At 45.7% G+C, this 17,486-nt stretch carries 19 protein-coding genes; 11 read left to right on the top strand and 8 right to left on the bottom strand.

Annotated elements, in window-relative coordinates:
• Positions 1-98 precede the first annotated feature (98 nt).
• From trxB to ACXN9U_RS16135, 7 genes are all read left to right on the top strand, one after another.
• Positions 99-1,049, top strand: coding sequence for a thioredoxin-disulfide reductase (gene trxB, locus ACXN9U_RS16165; protein WP_101605595.1), 951 nt, complete (start codon positions 99-101; stop codon positions 1,047-1,049).
• A 274-nt stretch (positions 1,050-1,323) separates the two neighbouring features.
• Positions 1,324-1,791, top strand: a complete 468-nt coding sequence (locus ACXN9U_RS16160) for an 8-oxo-dGTP diphosphatase (RefSeq protein ID WP_013353727.1) — start codon at positions 1,324-1,326, stop codon at positions 1,789-1,791.
• 25 nt (positions 1,792-1,816) lie between these two features.
• The gene (gene rapZ / locus ACXN9U_RS16155) at positions 1,817-2,704 is read left to right on the top strand and encodes an RNase adapter RapZ (RefSeq protein WP_013353726.1); all 888 of its coding nucleotides are present in this window, start codon (positions 1,817-1,819) and stop codon (positions 2,702-2,704) included.
• Positions 2,701-3,654, top strand: coding sequence for a gluconeogenesis factor YvcK family protein (locus ACXN9U_RS16150; RefSeq protein ID WP_013353725.1), 954 nt, complete (start codon positions 2,701-2,703; stop codon positions 3,652-3,654). Before rapZ ends, ACXN9U_RS16150 begins: the two co-directional genes overlap by 4 nt.
• 26 nt (positions 3,655-3,680) lie before the next feature.
• Entirely contained in the window at positions 3,681-4,631 is a 951-nt protein-coding gene (gene whiA, locus ACXN9U_RS16145; RefSeq protein WP_007407421.1) for a DNA-binding protein WhiA, read from the top strand.
• Positions 4,632-4,654: 23 nt separating this feature from the next.
• Positions 4,655-4,912: an HPr family phosphocarrier protein gene (locus ACXN9U_RS16140; protein ID WP_012118534.1), complete on the top strand. Its 258-nt coding sequence runs from the start codon at positions 4,655-4,657 to the stop codon at positions 4,910-4,912.
• A gap of 24 nt (positions 4,913-4,936) precedes the next feature.
• A complete protein-coding gene (locus ACXN9U_RS16135; RefSeq protein ID WP_060964188.1) occupies positions 4,937-5,683 on the top strand; it encodes an arylamine N-acetyltransferase family protein in 747 nt (248 codons plus the stop codon).
• 60 nt (positions 5,684-5,743) lie between these two features.
• On the opposite strand, the gene ACXN9U_RS16130 is transcribed toward ACXN9U_RS16135, so the two are convergent.
• On the bottom strand, positions 5,744-6,208 hold the full coding sequence (locus ACXN9U_RS16130; RefSeq protein WP_060964189.1) for a ribonuclease: 465 nt from the start codon (positions 6,206-6,208) through the stop codon (positions 5,744-5,746).
• Positions 6,209-6,338: 130 nt separating this feature from the next.
• Positions 6,339-7,331, bottom strand: coding sequence for a 2-hydroxyacid dehydrogenase (locus ACXN9U_RS16125; RefSeq protein ID WP_095241282.1), 993 nt, complete (start codon positions 7,329-7,331; stop codon positions 6,339-6,341).
• Between the two features lie 365 nt (positions 7,332-7,696).
• On the opposite strand from ACXN9U_RS16125, the gene ACXN9U_RS16120 reads away from it, so the two are divergent.
• Positions 7,697-8,287 (top strand): beta-class carbonic anhydrase, encoded by a 591-nt coding sequence (locus tag ACXN9U_RS16120; RefSeq protein WP_095241440.1) that lies wholly within the window; start codon positions 7,697-7,699, stop codon positions 8,285-8,287.
• Positions 8,288-8,289: 2 nt separating this feature from the next.
• Entirely contained in the window at positions 8,290-9,879 is a 1,590-nt protein-coding gene (locus tag ACXN9U_RS16115; RefSeq protein ID WP_049627467.1) for a SulP family inorganic anion transporter, read from the top strand.
• A gap of 44 nt (positions 9,880-9,923) precedes the next feature.
• Here ACXN9U_RS16115 and ACXN9U_RS16110 read toward each other — a convergent pair whose 3' ends face one another.
• A complete protein-coding gene (locus ACXN9U_RS16110) occupies positions 9,924-10,244 on the bottom strand; it encodes a MazG nucleotide pyrophosphohydrolase domain-containing protein (RefSeq protein WP_060964191.1) in 321 nt (106 codons plus the stop codon).
• Between the two features lie 115 nt (positions 10,245-10,359).
• Between ACXN9U_RS16110 and ACXN9U_RS16105 the strand changes: the two genes are divergently transcribed.
• Entirely contained in the window at positions 10,360-10,935 is a 576-nt protein-coding gene (locus ACXN9U_RS16105) for a TIGR00730 family Rossman fold protein (protein ID WP_047477263.1), read from the top strand.
• A gap of 8 nt (positions 10,936-10,943) precedes the next feature.
• On the opposite strand, the gene ACXN9U_RS16100 is transcribed toward ACXN9U_RS16105, so the two are convergent.
• From ACXN9U_RS16100 to ACXN9U_RS16090, 3 genes are all read right to left on the bottom strand, one after another.
• A complete protein-coding gene (locus ACXN9U_RS16100) occupies positions 10,944-11,828 on the bottom strand; it encodes a hypothetical protein (protein WP_235588372.1) in 885 nt (294 codons plus the stop codon).
• A gap of 134 nt (positions 11,829-11,962) precedes the next feature.
• Positions 11,963-13,339 (bottom strand): MFS transporter, encoded by a 1,377-nt coding sequence (locus ACXN9U_RS16095; RefSeq protein ID WP_060964193.1) that lies wholly within the window; start codon positions 13,337-13,339, stop codon positions 11,963-11,965.
• Positions 13,340-13,382: 43 nt separating this feature from the next.
• Complete coding sequence (locus ACXN9U_RS16090; protein ID WP_060964194.1) at positions 13,383-14,513, bottom strand: 2-methylaconitate cis-trans isomerase PrpF family protein; 1,131 nt, start codon at positions 14,511-14,513, stop codon at positions 13,383-13,385.
• Between the two features lie 173 nt (positions 14,514-14,686).
• Between ACXN9U_RS16090 and ACXN9U_RS16085 the strand changes: the two genes are divergently transcribed.
• Positions 14,687-15,547: a LysR family transcriptional regulator gene (locus ACXN9U_RS16085; RefSeq protein ID WP_060964195.1), complete on the top strand. Its 861-nt coding sequence runs from the start codon at positions 14,687-14,689 to the stop codon at positions 15,545-15,547.
• Between the two features lie 41 nt (positions 15,548-15,588).
• Here ACXN9U_RS16085 and clpP read toward each other — a convergent pair whose 3' ends face one another.
• Together clpP and ACXN9U_RS16075 are read right to left on the bottom strand one after the other, a co-directional pair.
• On the bottom strand, positions 15,589-16,185 hold the full coding sequence (gene clpP / locus ACXN9U_RS16080) for an ATP-dependent Clp endopeptidase proteolytic subunit ClpP (protein WP_003151513.1): 597 nt from the start codon (positions 16,183-16,185) through the stop codon (positions 15,589-15,591).
• A gap of 232 nt (positions 16,186-16,417) precedes the next feature.
• Positions 16,418-17,392 (bottom strand): LacI family DNA-binding transcriptional regulator, encoded by a 975-nt coding sequence (locus ACXN9U_RS16075; protein WP_060964196.1) that lies wholly within the window; start codon positions 17,390-17,392, stop codon positions 16,418-16,420.
• Positions 17,393-17,486: the final 94 nt, after the last annotated feature.

Here is a 17,486-nt window from a genome sequence, read left to right as displayed (position 1 = left end):
ATTGCCCTCAGATTTTATAGGATATGGGTAAGGAATACGATTGATGGGGATTCTTATTCATATAGGGTGCGCCCCATTTCGAAAAGGAGTGAATCATGGTGTCAGAAGAAAAAATTTATGATGTGATCATTATCGGCGCGGGTCCGGCGGGGATGACCGCTGCCGTTTACACATCGCGAGCGAACTTATCCACATTAATGATCGAAAGAGGAATTCCGGGCGGCCAGATGGCTAACACAGAGGATGTTGAAAACTATCCGGGTTTTGAAAGCATTCTCGGCCCTGAACTTTCTAATAAAATGTTTGAACATGCGAAAAAATTCGGTGCGGAATATGCGTACGGCGATATTAAAGAAATCGTCGACGGCAAAGAATATAAAACGGTCAAAGCCGGTTCAAAAGAATATAAAGCGCGCGCCATCGTCATTTCTGCCGGAGCGGAATATAAAAAGATCGGCGTTCCCGGGGAAAAAGAACTTGGCGGCCGCGGCGTATCGTACTGTGCGGTATGTGACGGCGCATTCTTCAAAAATAAAGAGCTTGTCGTAGTCGGCGGCGGAGACTCGGCTGTGGAAGAAGGCGTCTATCTGACACGCTTCGCTTCAAAAGTCACCATCGTTCACAGACGTGATAAATTGCGTGCGCAAAGCATTCTTCAGGCGCGTGCCTTTGACAATGAGAAAATTGATTTCGAATGGAATAAAACCGTAAAAGAAATCCACGAGGAAAACGGAAAAGTCGGCAGACTGACACTTGTGGATACTGTGACGGGAGAAGAGGAAGAATTCAAAGCTGACGGCGTCTTTATTTATATCGGCATGCTTCCGCTTTCTAAACCGTTCGAAAACTTGGGCATCACAAATGAAGAAGGCTACATTGAAACAAATGATCAAATGGAAACGAAAGTTCCCGGCATTTTCGCTGCGGGAGACATCCGTGAAAAATCACTCCGCCAGATCGTTACGGCGACAGGTGACGGAAGTATTGCGGCCCAAAGCGTTCAGCATTATGTGGAAGAGCTTCAGGAAACGCTCAAAACCGTTAAATAATCGCTGTAATGTTCAGTTTTTGAATCGTTACTGGCTTTTAATTCCGCTGTAACACGGGTGAAATACTGATGTTTTAAGATAAATGTAGTAATTGACCCCCTTTTTATATGAATACACCTTGGCACGGATTCCAGTATCCGTGCCCTTTTTTTGTAAATTTTTGTTTTCTGTCAAATAAAAGAAAAGGATGTCGGTGTCTCTGCATTGTGAGAGACATGCCGAAACGGTATAATGAAGAGACGATGATTTGTTGAGAAGGTTAGGTGACGTACTTGTGCAAAGAGTGACAAATTGTGTGCTGCAGACAGATGATCAGGTTCTCCTTCTCCAAAAGCCGAGACGGGGCTGGTGGGTCGCGCCCGGCGGGAAGATGGAGAGCGGTGAATCAGTCAGAGATTCCGTCATCAGAGAGTACAGAGAAGAGACGGGTATTTATATCTTAAATCCGCAGTTAAAAGGCGTGTTTACCTTTATTATTAAGGAACAGGAACAAATCGTGTCAGAGTGGATGATGTTTACTTTTGTCGCCGATTCCTACACGGGGCGGAATGTCGCTGAATCAGAGGAAGGCATTCTGAAGTGGCATGACGTGAAAGATATCCACAGCCTTCCGATGGCGCCCGGAGACGGACATATCCTTGATTTTATGATCAAGGGCCAAGGGCTTTTGCACGGCACCTTTACGTATACGCCGGACTTCGAGCTGCTCAGCTATCGTTTAGATCCGCAGCTTATCAAATAAAAGAAAGACCTCAGGGGGGAGAAAGATGAGTGTGAATGAAAATCATGATATTCAGCTCGTCATCATAACGGGAATGTCTGGAGCGGGGAAAACCGTCGCCATTCAAAGCTTTGAGGATCTCGGCTATTTTTGCGTCGACAATCTGCCGCCTTCCTTGCTGCCGAAATTTTTGGAACTGATGAAAGAATCAAGTTCAAAAATGAGCAAGGTCGCACTTGTCATGGATCTGCGGGGACGTGAATTTTTTGACAGGCTGATTGAGGCGCTGGATGAAATGGCGGAAAATCCGTGGATTACACCGCGCATTCTCTTTTTAGATGCGAAGGATTCCATCCTTGTGACGAGATACAAAGAAACGAGACGTTCTCATCCGCTGGCCGCTACCGGGCTTCCTCTCGAAGGAATCGCACTGGAGCGCCAGCTGCTTGAAGAATTGAAAGGGCGCTCTCAGCTGATCTATGACACGTCGGATATGAAACCGCGTGATCTGCGTGAAAAAATCGTGGCGCATTTCGCCACGAACCAAGGTGAGACCTTTACAGTGAACGTGATGTCATTCGGTTTCAAATACGGCCTTCCGATAGATGCCGATCTCGTGTTTGATGTAAGGTTTCTGCCGAATCCGTTCTACATTGAAAGCATGAGGCCGCTTACGGGGAAAGATGAGGAAGTCTCATCTTATGTGATGAAGTGGAATGAAACACAAAAGTTTATCGAAAAGCTTGTTGATCTGCTCGGCTTTATGCTTCCGTCTTATAAGCGGGAAGGAAAAAGCCAGCTTGTCATCGCGATCGGCTGTACGGGAGGCCAGCACCGCTCTGTTACACTCGCTGAGTATCTGGCTGATTACTTTAAAAAGGATTTTTATACTCATGTTACTCACCGGGACATTGAAAAGAGAAGCAGGAAATGAATAAGAAGCCGAAAATCGCAATCTTCGGAGGCGGAACGGGTTTGTCCGTGCTGCTCCGCGGATTAAAGCATAAGCCCGTTGATATTACGGCGATTGTGACCGTTGCCGATGACGGCGGAAGTTCAGGCCGTCTGCGGGATGAACTTCAAATTCCGCCGCCGGGTGACATCCGTAACGTACTGGCTGCTTTGTCAGATGTTGAGCCGCTCGTTGAAAACCTGTTTCAGCACCGTTTCAATAAAGGAAGCGACTTAACCGGACATTCGCTCGGCAATTTGATTTTGGCAGCGATGACGAATATAACCGGTGATTTCTTTCACGCTGTCACCGAAATGAGCAAAGTGCTGAATGTCCGCGGCAGAGTATTGCCGGCTGCCAACACCAGCGTCGTTCTTCATGCCGAAATGGAGGACGGGCAGGTCGTCTCCGGAGAATCGACCATTCCTTCTTACGGCCAGCGCATTAAACGGGTGTTTCTGACGCCTGAAAAAATTGATCCGCTGCCGGAGACGATTGACGTGATCCGCCAGGCCGACTTAATCATTATCGGCCCGGGAAGCCTGTATACAAGCATTCTCCCGAACCTGCTCGTGCCGAAAATCGGAGAGGAAGTCGTCAAGGCTGCGGCCAAAAAAGTATATATCTGTAATGTCATGACGCAGCCCGGCGAAACGCTTCAATACAGCGCAGCCGACCATGTCAAGGCGCTGAACGATCATATGGAGCAGCCGTTTATCGATACGATTTTAATCAATAATGAAGATATCCCTGACGAAATCAAAAGCAAATATGCGAAAGAGCTGGCCCGGCCCGTTGAATTTAACGTTGAAAAGCTGAAAGCCATGGGGCTTGAAGTGATCAGAGACCAGATTATCACGTATAAAAATGGCGTAATCCGTCACGATACACATAAAGTGGCTTCTCTTCTCGTCGATTTATTAAGGGACTAGAGGTCTTTTGAAATGAGGTGGCTAATATGTCATTTGCATCGGAAACCAAAAAAGAACTGACGAATCTGGAAGTGAAGGACTGCTGCGCCAAGGCGGAGCTGTCCGCGCTGATTCGGATGAACGGTTCATTGTCATTTTCAAACCGCCATCTCGTGCTTGACGTTCAAACCGAAAATGCGGCGATTGCGCGCCGCATTTATACATTGCTGAAGAAACAATATGATGTATCGGTCGAACTGTTAGTCAGAAAAAAAATGCGGCTGAAAAAAAACAATGTTTATATTGTACGCTTTTCTGAAAATGCAAAGCTGATTTTAGAGGAATTGAAAATCCTCGGAGAGAACTTTGTATTTGAACGGAATATTTCTGAGGAACTGGTGGCGAAACGCTGCTGCAAACGTTCTTATATGAGAGGGGCGTTTTTGGCGGGGGGATCCGTGAATAATCCCGAAACATCGTCATACCACTTGGAAATCTTCTCGCTTTATAAGGAACATAACGATTCATTATGCGCCCTGCTGAATGAGTTCCATCTGAACAGCAAAACGCTTGAACGGAAAAAAGGCTATATTACGTATTTAAAAGAGGCGGAAAAAATCACTGAATTTCTGAATGTCATCGGCGCCCACAATTCACTGCTGCGCTTTGAAGATGTGCGGATTGTCAGAGATATGAGAAATTCGGTGAACCGCCTCGTCAATTGTGAAACAGCAAACTTAAACAAAACCATCGGGGCTTCGCTCAGACAAGTGGAAAATATTAAATACATTGATGAACGGATCGGTCTTGAAGCGCTGCCGGAAAAGCTTCGCGAAATTGCGCAGCTGCGGATTGATTATCAGGAAGTCACGCTGAAAGAACTTGGGGAAATGGTTGCAAGCGGGAAAATCAGCAAATCTGGCATCAATCACAGGCTGAGAAAGCTCGATGAAATTGCAGAACAGCTGCGTACAGGACAAAGCATCACTTTGAAATAACCGTAACGAAAAGGGGAGATCTTATGGTTCAGGAGAAAGTGGAAGTGCGTTTAAAGACGGGATTGCAGGCGCGTCCCGCTGCATTGTTTGTACAGGAGGCAAATCGCTTTGCATCAGATGTGTTTCTTGAGAAAAACGGCAAGAAAGTGAACGCCAAAAGCATTATGGGATTAATGAGTCTGGCGGTCAGCACGGGGACGGAAGTCACTCTGATCGCTGAAGGCGACGATGAAAAGGAAGCGCTGGAAAAGCTGTCCGCTTATGTGCAGGAGGAAGTGTAAACACTTTGTAAGGGGGACGGAACGATGAATGAGTTTCTGAAAGATTGTTATCAAACGATAGGCTGGGAAAAGGATTCCCTCGATTTCAGCAACCTGCCGGAGTTTTTAAAGGCGCTCGCGTATCGGTTTCCGTTTGAAAATCGCGCGGTTTTGTCCAAAAAAGAATATGACCTCACGAAAGAAGGACTGTGGCGGCACATGGTGAAGGAGCCTCATGGCGGCCTTTGTTATGACTTGAACGGACTGCTTTATTTCATCCTGAAAGATGCCGGATTTGATGTCAAATTGATCCGCGGAACGGTCTGGAAAAACGGCTGGGCGCTGCCCGGCACACATGCGGCCGTCCTTCTTTCCGCCGGGGGGAATGAGTACATCGCTGATGCAGGCTTCGGCCTCAATCTCGCCATGCAGCCTGTGCCGATGTCGGGAGATGAGACGGTATCAGCGGCCGGCGCGTTCCGCGTGAGGATAGAAGAGACGGAATTCGGGACATACATGCTTGAAATGAACAAAGGGGACGGCTGGCAGACAGGTTACGCATTTTCGCTTGAAGAAATCGATGAAAAGGACCTCAAGTCTATGAAACAAACAATCTTTGAACATGAACGCTCTCCTTTCAACAAACGCCTGCTTGCTTCTAAGCGGACACCGGAAGGGCACATGGTTCTGTCTGAACGCAATATAACAATAAAAAAACACGATGGCACGGCGGAAAACAGCAGAATAGACCGATCAGAGTTTGAAGAAAAATTTACTGCTCATTTTATATGAAGCTCGCAGGTTCTCTGCAAAAAAACGGCCTCCCGCAGGGAAGCCGTTTTTTGTATGTGTTTATCTCATTTTCGTAAAGGTTTTATAATGATCTGTCGTCTTATAAATCAGCCAGTCGCTTGAGTAAAGGATCCGGTCTGAATTTCTGAAGCCTGATGTATAGTTAATATCCGCTTCACGCCACGTCCGCCCGCTTTTGGCCGGGAGTTTGCCTTCCCTGTTTGAGAAGATGTCTCCGCCGATGCTTTTCCCCGGAGCGACGTCTGCAAGGTTCCCTTTTGATGCTACCCAGCCGAGGGCTTGTGCCTCTGATTTTGTAATGTAATTATCAGGAAGTTTATGATAGGTCTGAAGATAATCCGCAACCCCGTCAAATGTGTTGATAACCTGTGCTTCTGTGTGTGCCTTGTGAGACGGTGTTTCCGTCTTGGCATTCGTTGAAAACAGTATCCCGGCCGCCGAGAAAAGCACCAGTAAACATACGGAAATCCATGATAAACGTTTTTTCAAAGCAATACCTCCCATTTTTCATCATGTGAAGCTGATTCCTTTTCATTGTATCAGCATCGAGAGAAAGGAATAGAAAGAATTTAAAAATAGTACTTTTGATCTATCGAAAAATAAACCCCGGCTGAACCAACCGGGATTTTTCCTCTCATTGAAATTCTTTCGTGAGGTTTTTCGGTGTTTTTCCGTATACGGCGTCAATCATGTTTTGGGCGGCTTGCTTGAACATATTCAAACGGATTTTCGCTGTTGCTGACCCGATATGCGGAAGCAATGTGACGTTTTCCAGCTGGAGGAGCGGATTGTCTTCGCCGATCGGCTCTTTTTCAAATACATCTAAACCGGCGCCTTTTATCCATCCCTCCTGCAATGCGCGGATGAGCGCTTTTTCATCAACCGTCTTTCCCCGGGAAATATTGACGAAAAATGCCGTATCTTTCATCATTTTAAATTCCCGTTCTCCTATCATATGATACGTTTCGTCAGTAAGAGGCGTAATTAAAAGCACAAAGTCTGACGTTTTCAGCAGTGTATCTAAGTCGGCATATGTAACGCCGAGCTCTTTCTCAGCATCCGGTTTTCTGCTGCGGTTATAGTACAGCACGTCCATATCGAAGCCGAATTTTGCCCGTTTGGCTGCTTGTTCACCGATTCTGCCCATGCCGATAATGCCTAATGTCTGATGGTGCACATCCATACCGAAAAGGGATTCTTCCTCAACAGTTCCCCATTTGCCGGCCCGGACGAATCGATCCAATTCGGCAACCCGTCTGGCGGAAGACAGGATTAATGAAAAAGCCAGATCAGCGACCGTGTCATCCAAGGTGTACGGCGTATGTGTGCCGACGACTCCGCGTCTTTTCATTTCTTCTATATTAAAATTATCGTAGCCGACTGAATTGTTGCTGACGACTTTCAGTTTCGGCGCGTGATCCAGCAAATCACTGTCAATCGCCGTTCCGGATGTCAGCAGCCCTTCAGCATCCTTCATTTTCTCGTACAATTCTTCTTTTGAAATGGTATCTTCTTTCCAGATGTCATAGCGGCAATGCTCGCCTATCATTTGTTCGACTTCCGGCGGTATCGGTTTTGCGATGAATACATATGGTTTCAACGGGGCTTCTCCTCCTTTGTCTTTCATCTCTATTTTATTATATAAGAGAAGCGGTAAAGTGAGAAATTTTCAAACGCATTCGATGAATTTCTGGTTCTTTTGAACCCAAAATGAAAAGGAGAAGAGATATACATGTGTGATTTCTCCAATCCGTAACAGAATCCGCCTATATTTCTGAAGGCAAAAAGCGCGGGACCGTTGTTTTCAAAAGCTTTATAGGTTTGTATAAAGATAAATTTTATTATTTTTGAAAGATATAAATGAATATAATCTGAATTTACAGTTAAATTATCGTGTCTTTTTTTGAAAGCGCTTTTGAGGCCTTTTTCTGTGCTATAATTCCTTACTGTAAGCTGGGTAAGAAGGCTTGCAATACAATCGGATGGGAGATGATTAGAAAAATGGTTTCTTTATCAAGCATTTTGGAGCACAACCAGCAGTTTGTCCAAGAAAGGAAATATGAACCTTACCAAACGACAAAATTCCCTAAAAAAAAGCTTGTCATCGTATCCTGTATGGATACAAGGCTGACGGAGCTTCTGCCGCAGGCGATGGGACTCAGAAACGGCGATGCCAAAATCATAAAAAACGCGGGAGCCATTGTTTCTCACCCATTTGGAAGTGTCATGCGGAGTATTTTGGTTGCCGTTTATGAACTGCAGGCTGAGGAAGTCTGCATCGTAGGTCACCGCGAGTGCGGGATGTCGGGATTGAATGCGGCTTCCATATTAAATAAAGCAAAAGAGCGCGGCGTGGAGGAGAAATGCCTCAGCCTTTTGCAGCATGCGGGAGTCGATTTGGAGACATGGCTGTCCGGTTTTCACAGCGTCGAGGAAAGCGTGGCTCACAGCGTGAATATGGTCAGGCACCATCCGCTCCTGCCTGAAGAGGTGCCGGTGCACGGGCTGGTGATTGATCCGGGGACGGGGACGCTGGATGTTGTTGTTGACGGCTATGAAACAGTCAAAGGGGGATGCAGCTGACCATGCAATTTTCCGGCAGATATCATGGATACAATTTGCAGAAATTTCAGAAAGACTTGGTCGCAGGAATTGTCGTCGGAATTGTAGCAATTCCTCTGGGCATGGCCTTTGCCATCGCCTCCGGGGTCGGTCCGGAATACGGGCTTTATACCGTTATTGTGGCCGGAATTCTGATTTCGCTGTTGGGCGGCTCTAAATATCAGATCGGAGGGCCTACGGGGGCGTTTGTTCCCATTTTATTTGCCATTGTGATGCAGTATGGTTTTGAGAATTTACTTGTAGCCGGTTTCATGGCAGGCGTGATGCTCGTCCTGTTCGGCGTATTTAAGCTCGGGAAGATTATGAAATTCGTGCCGAAGCCGGTGATTGTCGGATTTACGGCCGGAATCGCAGTGCTGATTTTCTCAGAGCAGATCGCCCATTTTCTCGGTCTGCGCGATATTCAAAAGCATGAAAGCTTTATCCTTAACATTGCGGAGATCGGCAAAAAGATCGGAACCTTTAATTTGTACAGCATTTTGATCGCGGGAATTGCTTTGGCCATTTTGCTGTTATCAGCGAGACTGATGCCGAAGATTCCGGGCGCGCTTGTGGCGCTGCTTGTATCTACAGCCGCGGCGGTCGTGTTTTTCCCTGACAAGATGGCGACAATCGGTTCTGCTTACGGAGAGATTCCGCGGCAGCTTCCGGCTTTTCAGCTTCCGGATTTCTCAATTGATAACATGATCATGATGTTTCCGTCGGCTCTGATCATTGCGCTTCTCGGCGGGCTTGAATCCATATTATCGGCGATGGTCGCGGATAATATGAAGGGATCACGGCATGACAGCAATAGGGAGCTTGTCGGGCAGGGCATCGCCAATATGGCCGCGCCGCTTTTCGGCGGCATACCGGCAACGGGAGCGATTGCGCGGACCGCAACAAATATTAAAAACGGCGCAGTTTCTCCGATTTCCGGTGTTGTCCACGGAGTCACCGTCCTCCTCGTCCTGCTCGTCTTCGCCCCGCTTGCCGTTCACGTACCGCTGGCAAGCATGGCGCCGGTATTGATGGTTGTGGCTTGGAACATGAGTGAACGGAGGGAAGTCGCCAATATGATGCGGCTGAAAAACACTGATTCATTCGTACTGGCGGCAACCTTTTTACTGACGGTTCTGTTTGATTTAATCATCGGCGTGTCTGCCGGTCTCGTGCTCGCCTTTGTTTTCTTTATCAGAAAAATGAGCGAATCGACAAGCGTCAAAACACCGCATGCCGCCGTCAAATCGGTTAAAAACGATTCGTCCGTCAGCACATATTCCATTGAAGGGCCGCTGTTTTTCGGTTCGATTGATTCATTGGAATCATCATTGCTGGAGAGGCTTCAGGAAAAGCCGAAAACGCTTATTCTGCTGATGAATAATGTGCATTACATGGATACTTCCGCAGAAGCGGTGCTGGGGAATGTCATGAACCGGATCAAACGCCATAACGGCAGATTGATGATCGTCGGATTGCAGTCTCAGCCGAGGGAGCTGATCCGAAAGACGGGGCTGTTTCATAAAATCGGAAAACAGCACTTCTTTGAGCATCAGGACGAGATAACGGGGTAAATTCAGGTGCGGCCTGTCCATGAAAAAGCGGACAGGCCGTGTTTTTATTCGGTTTCAAAACGTTTAATCAGTTTTTCCTGATGGGCTCTCATCGCATCTTCTAAGGTGATTCCGTACTTATCGGCGAGGATGGCGAGGTTTCCGAGGACGTCACCCATTTCTTCAATCAGCTCCTGCCTGCGTTCTGACTGGGTCGCGTCCTTTTCATCCGGCCGGTCCCTGCCGATTTCATATGCCCTTACCGCCCGGGCGAGCTCACCCGCTTCTTCCATTAAAAAGCCGATTCTGATAAATGGTCCGTACGCCGTCCATCCCCGTTTTTCGTAAAAGTCTTTCAGCCATTGTTCTGTTTCTGCGATCTGCATGTGAAACACTCCTTATGTCCTGTATGATTCTTATTGATATTATCATATAGAGATGGGACAATATATAGTGTATTTTGATTTATTGATGTACATATATAGATGCGGAGATGAAAAAATGAAAACGATTTGTGTATTTGCGGGATCAAATCCGGGGGTAAATGAAGAATACAAACGCAAAGCGGCCGAACTCGGTGAATATATGGCGGAGCAGGGAATCGCCCTTGTTTACGGCGGTTCACGGGTCGGTCTGATGGGAACCGTTGCCGACGCGTTAATGGCAGGCGGCGGAAAAGCTGTCGGCGTCATGCCGAGCGGACTGTTCAGCGGAGAGATTGTTCACCAAAATCTGACGGAGCTGATTGAAGTCAGCGGCATGCATGAACGGAAAGCGAAAATGAGTGAACTTGCCGACGGGTACATTGCCATGCCCGGGGGTTTCGGAACATATGAAGAGTTATTTGAAGTGCTGTGCTGGGCGCAAATCGGCATTCATCAAAAACCAATCGGACTTTACAATGTGAACGGGTATTTTGAGCCGATGATGAAGATGGTCAAGTACAGCATTCAGGAAGGATTTTCGAATGAATCTCATTTGAAGCTGATCCACAGCTCCTCCCGCCCGGATGAGCTGATTGAGCAGATGAATCGGTATACATACCCGATTTTAGATAAGAAATGGCGGGAATTGTAAGGAAGATTCTATAAGCAGCCGTCAGCATCAAGATGAATCAGCTCCCATTGTCCGGAGCTGTTTTTTCTCAGCTGTTTGACTAACACGTCTGTACCATTCGTGAGCTGAAAATAGACAAAACGGTAATGACCGCCGTCTGTCCCGTCAAAATCAATTGTTTTGACATAACCATTCTGCCGGACGGGCCACCTTTTTTTAATAAGCTTGCACCAGCTGCCAAATTTGATATCAAGGCTGGTTTCTGCATTGTGCTGCCACAAATGGTAAGCGACACACAAAAAATCTTCACCATACCAAGTTATTCGTCCGATCAGAAACCGGCCATTGTGTTTTTCCAACTGGACAATACCGTGATAATAAGCGAAAAATGTGACGTTTTGATTTGAACCTTGAATGGTTTCGATCTCAACGAAATAGCGCAAGCCTTCAAGCTGATTCAATTTGATCAAATGGGTCTGACCGATACCTTCAAATGAGGCAAGAAAAGCTTTGTAGGAATGTTTCTTACGGCAGGCCGGAGAGAAAAAGGCATAGGCAAGCGGAAAAGGAATGCGGGCCTGGCCGACTGTACCGCACCCCCCGGCTTTTTCGTCCGTAAGATTTTCGGCTTCACGTAAAATACTGAAATAATGTAAGATCGTTTTTTCCGGAGCCAAAGTGAGGGATTGGGGCAGATGAATGTTTTTCCAAGGCCTATCAATATAAGGATTAAAAAAGGAACTTTCAATTGCTGTGTTCAGGACAGGCAGACAAGAGGGTCTGAAATATGTTTCGGCATCAACTGCTCTGTAGGAAGATGGTTCGGCGGTTGCATCTAAACCATTCTGATCGGAAAGTTCTCCGCCCATAAAATACCTTTTCTTTCTGGGGAAAAACCGTTTTCTCCATCTCATGCGTATCACGCCCTTTCTTAAAGATAAGACATATGTATGAGAATAAGGTGAGAAAGAGACTGCGGTTGAGATTGAAAGAAGAACATCCATTTCCTCTGAGGAGATGGATGTTTTGCGGTTTGAGGTGTATGCGTTTACAACTTTTGCTGCGCGAATGTGTCTTCTGATATGAAATCATCCTGCTGCATCTTTTGTTTTTTTGACCCGATTCCAAAAATACCGACTGTCAGTGCACAAAGGAGCCAGCAGCCTGTAAAGAACAAGAAAACACTTAAAAATCCGTAGCCTGAATACAGGAAACTGACGACAAAGGGACCGGCTACATTCGCAAGACGTCCCACACCGTAAGTGAGACCATTTCCAGACGCCCTGGCTTCAACCGGATATAATTCCGGCGTATAAGCATATGCGATCGAACTGAACGTACGCTCAAACATATGCATGAGAAATCCGCATATGACAATGACCATCGGCAAAGGATTGATGCCGTAAATGAATCCAAGCGCCATAATAATGAACGATAAAACAGAAATGGCCCACTTACGATCCACACGGTCAGAGATTTGCGACGCAATGAGAGCGCCGAGCGGGGCACCGATCGTTCCCAGAGTGACGTATACGATAGACTCATCCATTGATACGCCTTCTTTCACCAAAAGGGTGGGAACCCACGTGCCAAAGCCTTGAATGGCAATCGTGGAAGCTGCCCACATCGTCATTAAAACAACAGTTCTTCCTGCTAATGGCTTTTGAAATAGCGTCCGATAAGGAACGGATTTTACAGCGGTTTTTCTGCTTTTTAGAGCCGGAGCCGGTTCAGGCAGTTCACCCTTTTCTTTTTCTATTTTTGCTTCAAGCTCAAGCAGAATGCGGTGTGCCTGTTCGCTTTTTCCCTTCGTATCCAGCCATTTCGGTGATTCTTCCAGTTTTCTGGCGATCAGCGGAAAAAAAATACCGACCGCGCCGAATAGAAAGATAAACCGCCAGCCGTAAGAGGCGGACGGCACAACCAATTTAGCCACCCAGCCGGCTGCAGGAATTCCGCATATGCCTATCGTAATACAGATTGCCTGGTATTTCCCCTTGGCTGCTGATGGGAAAAATTCGCTGATATACGTACTGGCCACAATCGTCGTGGCGCCGATACCCAAACTCGTAAGAAATCTAAAAACACCGAGTATTTCTGGATTCCAAGACAGAGAAGAGAGGAGGGAGAAGAAAGAGAAAAAGGTGACAACCAGAATTAAACCTTTTTTCCTTCCGAAACGGTCTGAAAACCATCCTCCGGCAGAGGCGCCGATAAACATTCCGAAATAGGAGACAGACGTAATAAAAGCGATGGTATGAGTGGATATGTTCCATTCCTTTAAAAGTGAAGGCGCCGCATATGAAAACGTATTTAAATCAATAAAATCAAAAAAGTAAGCGAATGAAAGGATAACGAGCACCGCTTGATGAGCCCTTGAAAAAGGCAGTCTGTTCAGTCGATTAGACACGTTTACATTGATCATCTCGTATTCCTCCGTTTATCTTTGACTTGTCTGGGGGCTTGTATTAACCAATGTGATTCAGCGTATTCATGTTGTAACTTTGTTTAGTAAACACATAGCCTTCAGAGATTTTTCTTGCTGTGCGTACTACTTTAATCGTTGTTCCGTCTGGATCAGCATCTGCTTCGGTTTTTAAAATGCCGCTTGGATGCCCTAATCGGATCGTTTTTCCGGAGAATGAAAATTCAGATAATATTGTATCCTGCAATAACATGCCGGCGGTCGTGCATACCGCCCCTGTAATGGCTAAAGCTTGATGCGGTTTTTGCATGGACATCATACGAATGACAAGGTCCATCTCATGAGCGTGTCTCTTTATCCCTTTTGTATCAATATAATCCGCTGGAGATGAGATTAAAGTCAGTTTTGGTACGGCCGGTGATTTTGCCGAAGCCTCATGTCTCGGAGCGAATCTGCATTTCTCGGCTGCAATTGATCGGATTATTTCGAGCTTTTCCAATATATCCGGAGTATATTCGTCCGGAAGTTCTATGCCGGTAAGCCCCGCGTCCTCTGCTTTTACAAAGACAAGCGGATTGGCGTAATCAATAATCGATACGGAGATATTCCCATACGGTGTATCGAGAACATCAATAGGCTGACCGGTCGGAAACAGTTTTCCGGTCACCGCCCCTTCAGCCTGGTGAAATGAAAGATAAATAGGAGAAGCTGTACCTGGAACCCCCGGAATCGAGCAGTCTCCCTGATAATGAAATGTTCCGTTTTTGACTTCAACTTCTGCTGCGATCACTTTTTGAGTGTTCGTGTTTAAAATTCTGACTGTTGTCACCGGCTCTTCAGCTTGAACGAGCCCCTTCTCAATAGCATAAGGGCCTACGGCAGAAGAAATATTTCCGCAATTGCCTTTGAAGTCGGTAAATTTGTCAGTGAGACTGACCTGCGCAAATGTATACTCAACATCTGCGTCCTTTCTGGCAGATTTCTTAATAATGGCTGCCTTGCTTGTGAGAGAATGGCCGCCGCCGAGGCCGTCAATTTGTCTCTCGTCAGGACTTCCCATGATGTCTAAAAGAAAATCGCTCCATAGGTTTGTATCGTCTGGCATGTCTTTTTGAAGAATAAAAACGCCTTTGCTGGTGCCGCCTCTCATGACGGTTACAGGAACTTTTTCCATGCTGTCTCATCCTTACATCATTTTGTGTGGATAAAAAGGTACCGGTCCCTTTGGAAAATATCGTATGATAAATAAGGATTATAAGTAAAACATATAATTTTTATAAAGTTGAATAAAAAACTTTTATAATAGGAGAAAATTTTATAGCAGAAAAATATTTTGGGGGATTTTATATGGATGAAAAGGATTGGGCTGTACTCATTACATTATTCGAGGAAAAAAATATGACGAAGGCGGCGGAGCGGTTATATATGACACAGCCGGCATTAAGTTATCGGCTCAAAAACCTGGAATCGCAATTCGGAGTGCGCCTTTTTTATAAAAGAAAAAAAGGGATGGAATTCACTTCAGAAGGTGAATATCTGGTTGAATATTCGAAAGAGATGCTGCAGGAATTCAGAAAAATGAAGGATGATATGCTCAATATGAGTCGTGAAGTCAGCGGGGTTCTCAGATTAGGAGTCTCAAGCAATTTTGCTCAGTATAAGCTCCCGGCGATTCTAAAACGGTTTTCTGATCAGTATCCGTCTGTTCAATTCCACGTCAATACGGGATGGAGTGCGAAGGTGATGGATCTGCTTCATCATTCGGGGGTACACCTTGGGATTATGAGGGGAAATTATGATTGGCAAGGGGAAAAACAACTGTTAAATGAAGAGAGGCTGTACCTTATTTCAAAAACTGAAATCAACAGTGAGGACCTGCCCACATTGCCGATGATTTATTATCAAACTGATGCCTCTTTGAAAAGTCTGATTCAAAAATGGTGGAATAATCAATTTACTGAACCGCCTTTCATTGCAATGGAGGTAGACAGACAGGAAACCTGTAAAGAGATGGTGAAAAACGGTCTCGGTTATTCTGTTGTGCCGGAAATCTGTCTTCAGCCTTCTGATGAATTATACACATTGGCGCTGTCTTATAAAAATAACGAGCCTGTGATACGTGATACGTGGCTTATGTATGATTCTTCAGCGTTAGAATTGTCTGTCGTCAAAGCATTCATTACTTTTTTGAATGAAGATAAAGCATAAAAAAACCTGCAAGAGTTTGAGACTCTCTTGCAGGCAGGATATTACTTCTGGTCTTCCGTATTGCGTGTCAGCACTTTATCGATTAAGCCGTATTCTAAAGCTTCATCAGCTGATTTGAAGTTGTCGCGGTCTGTATCGCGCTCGATCACTTCAAGCGGCTGGCCGGTACGTTCAGCAAGCACTTTGTTTAATTTATCGCGAAGCAAGAGAATGCGTTTTGCCGCGATTTCAATTTCTGTCGCCTGTCCTTGCGCTCCGCCAAGCGGCTGGTGAATCATGACTTCACTGTTAGGAAGCGCGTAACGTTTGCCTTTTTCACCGGCTGCAAGTAAAAATGCTCCCATAGAAGCGGCCATCCCGATGCAGATTGTAGATACTTTCGGTTTAATGAACTGCATTGTATCGTAGATTGCCATACCGGCAGTGATTGATCCGCCAGGGCTGTTAATGTAAATGGAAATATCTTTTTCAGGGTCTTCCGCTTCAAGGAATAAAAGCTGTGACACGATGGAGTTCGCAACGTTGTCATCAATCGCAGATCCAAGCATGATAATACGGTCCTTCAAAAGACGGGAGTAAATGTCATAAGCTCTTTCTCCGCGGTTCGTTTGTTCAATGACTGTAGGTATTAAATTCATAATGCTCCTCCTTCACCTTTTAGGTAAGTATGTATTTACATGATACATTTTTGGTCAATAAAGGTCAAACAAAACGCTGACCAAAATGCGAACCTTTTCTTCTAACACCATTTTTCCCATAAAACAAAAAGTTCAAACAGCAAAGTGGAAATGGGTATTAACAACGCCGGCGCTTGAGAAAATGATATGGCCTGAGCAGCCGAAATAGAACGCTGGCGTGCCGTACGGCTGATTAAGTTGTCTGACCTTCCAGAAACCTCACCGGCAAATACGTTTCCAGCGGCAAATCATCAAATTCGCCTTCAATTTCTTTTACTAAAATCTCGATGGCTGTTTTGGAAATCAATTCGATCGGCTGCTGGATGGTTGTCAATTCCGGAAGAATCGATTGAATGGTTTCGGTGCCGTCATAACCGATCACTTTTAATTGAGTCGGGATGTCTTTTCCCCGTTTTTTGGCCTCGGTCATGACTGCTGCCGCCATCAGATCATCACTGGCAAAAATGCCGTCGGTGTCAGGCTGTTCATCGAATAACGATGAAATGATGTCACGGTCATGTTGATAAAAGGGTACTTCATATGTAATGGGCTGCCTTCCGTGTTTACGCATGACATCTTCGTATGCTTTTCTTCTGAGGTTTGCCGGTGTTTCGAGTTCAAGCGGGCCGTTGATATGGACGATGTGCCGGCACCCTTTTTCGATCAGCAGTTCCGCCGCTTTTTTTCCGCCGTCATAGTTGTCTGAGCCGACGACGGGAATTGAATCCGATAAGAAATGATCAATGGCGACAATCGGCAGATTTTGCTTATGATAATTGAGAATTCCCCGGTTGTAAGTCACGGCGATCACGCCGTCCACTTGGTTTCTTATCAGCATCTCCACATATTTTTCTTCTTTATCCTTTCGATGTAAACTGTTGCAAAGCAGCAGTTTGTAGCCCATGGACGTACAAATGCTTTCAATATGAAAAGCGAGTTCGCCGAAAAACGGGTTGCCGGAGTTCGGGATGATAAGCCCTATTAAATTGGTTCTTTTACGGAATAAAGAGCGGGCGAGATCGTTTGGAAAGTAATTGATTTCTTCCATTGCCTTGTACACTTTTTCTTTTGTTTTTTCGCTGATATAGCCGCGGTTATTTAATACCCGCGAAACGGTTGTAGAGGAAACTCCCGCTATTTTTGCAACATCGTGAATGTTAGGCTTCATTCCCTTGCCCTCCTGCTTTACTGAAATGGCTTACAATTCTCGTCACGCACTTATTTTAGAGAATCGGGCTGACATGCGCAAGGAAATTCCATAT

The sequence above is a fragment of the Bacillus sp. BACIII genome (assembly GCF_057836745.1).
The sequence above is the reverse complement of the archived record's forward strand: the minus strand, read 5'-3'. Positions and strand labels throughout refer to the sequence as shown.

What these genes read in the sequence shown, in the direction of transcription:
- ACXN9U_RS16095 (WP_060964193.1), bottom strand. Translation starts at nt 13,339, where the DNA reads ATGATCAATGTAAACGTGTCTAATCGACTGAACAGACTGCCTTTTTCA.
- ACXN9U_RS16130 (WP_060964189.1), bottom strand. Translation starts at nt 6,208, where the DNA reads ATGGGAGGTATTGCTTTGAAAAAACGTTTATCATGGATTTCCGTATGT.
- whiA (WP_007407421.1), top strand. Translation starts at nt 3,681, where the DNA reads ATGTCATTTGCATCGGAAACCAAAAAAGAACTGACGAATCTGGAAGTG.
- ACXN9U_RS16100 (WP_235588372.1), bottom strand. Translation starts at nt 11,828, where the DNA reads ATGAGATGGAGAAAACGGTTTTTCCCCAGAAAGAAAAGGTATTTTATG.
- ACXN9U_RS16140 (WP_012118534.1), top strand. Translation starts at nt 4,655, where the DNA reads ATGGTTCAGGAGAAAGTGGAAGTGCGTTTAAAGACGGGATTGCAGGCG.
- ACXN9U_RS16085 (WP_060964195.1), top strand. Translation starts at nt 14,687, where the DNA reads ATGGATGAAAAGGATTGGGCTGTACTCATTACATTATTCGAGGAAAAA.
- ACXN9U_RS16125 (WP_095241282.1), bottom strand. Translation starts at nt 7,331, where the DNA reads ATGAAAGACAAAGGAGGAGAAGCCCCGTTGAAACCATATGTATTCATC.
- ACXN9U_RS16110 (WP_060964191.1), bottom strand. Translation starts at nt 10,244, where the DNA reads ATGCAGATCGCAGAAACAGAACAATGGCTGAAAGACTTTTACGAAAAA.
- ACXN9U_RS16150 (WP_013353725.1), top strand. Translation starts at nt 2,701, where the DNA reads ATGAATAAGAAGCCGAAAATCGCAATCTTCGGAGGCGGAACGGGTTTG.
- ACXN9U_RS16135 (WP_060964188.1), top strand. Translation starts at nt 4,937, where the DNA reads ATGAATGAGTTTCTGAAAGATTGTTATCAAACGATAGGCTGGGAAAAG.
- clpP (WP_003151513.1), bottom strand. Translation starts at nt 16,185, where the DNA reads ATGAATTTAATACCTACAGTCATTGAACAAACGAACCGCGGAGAAAGA.
- ACXN9U_RS16115 (WP_049627467.1), top strand. Translation starts at nt 8,290, where the DNA reads ATGCAATTTTCCGGCAGATATCATGGATACAATTTGCAGAAATTTCAG.
- rapZ (WP_013353726.1), top strand. Translation starts at nt 1,817, where the DNA reads ATGAGTGTGAATGAAAATCATGATATTCAGCTCGTCATCATAACGGGA.
- ACXN9U_RS16075 (WP_060964196.1), bottom strand. Translation starts at nt 17,392, where the DNA reads ATGAAGCCTAACATTCACGATGTTGCAAAAATAGCGGGAGTTTCCTCT.
- ACXN9U_RS16105 (WP_047477263.1), top strand. Translation starts at nt 10,360, where the DNA reads ATGAAAACGATTTGTGTATTTGCGGGATCAAATCCGGGGGTAAATGAA.
- ACXN9U_RS16090 (WP_060964194.1), bottom strand. Translation starts at nt 14,513, where the DNA reads ATGGAAAAAGTTCCTGTAACCGTCATGAGAGGCGGCACCAGCAAAGGC.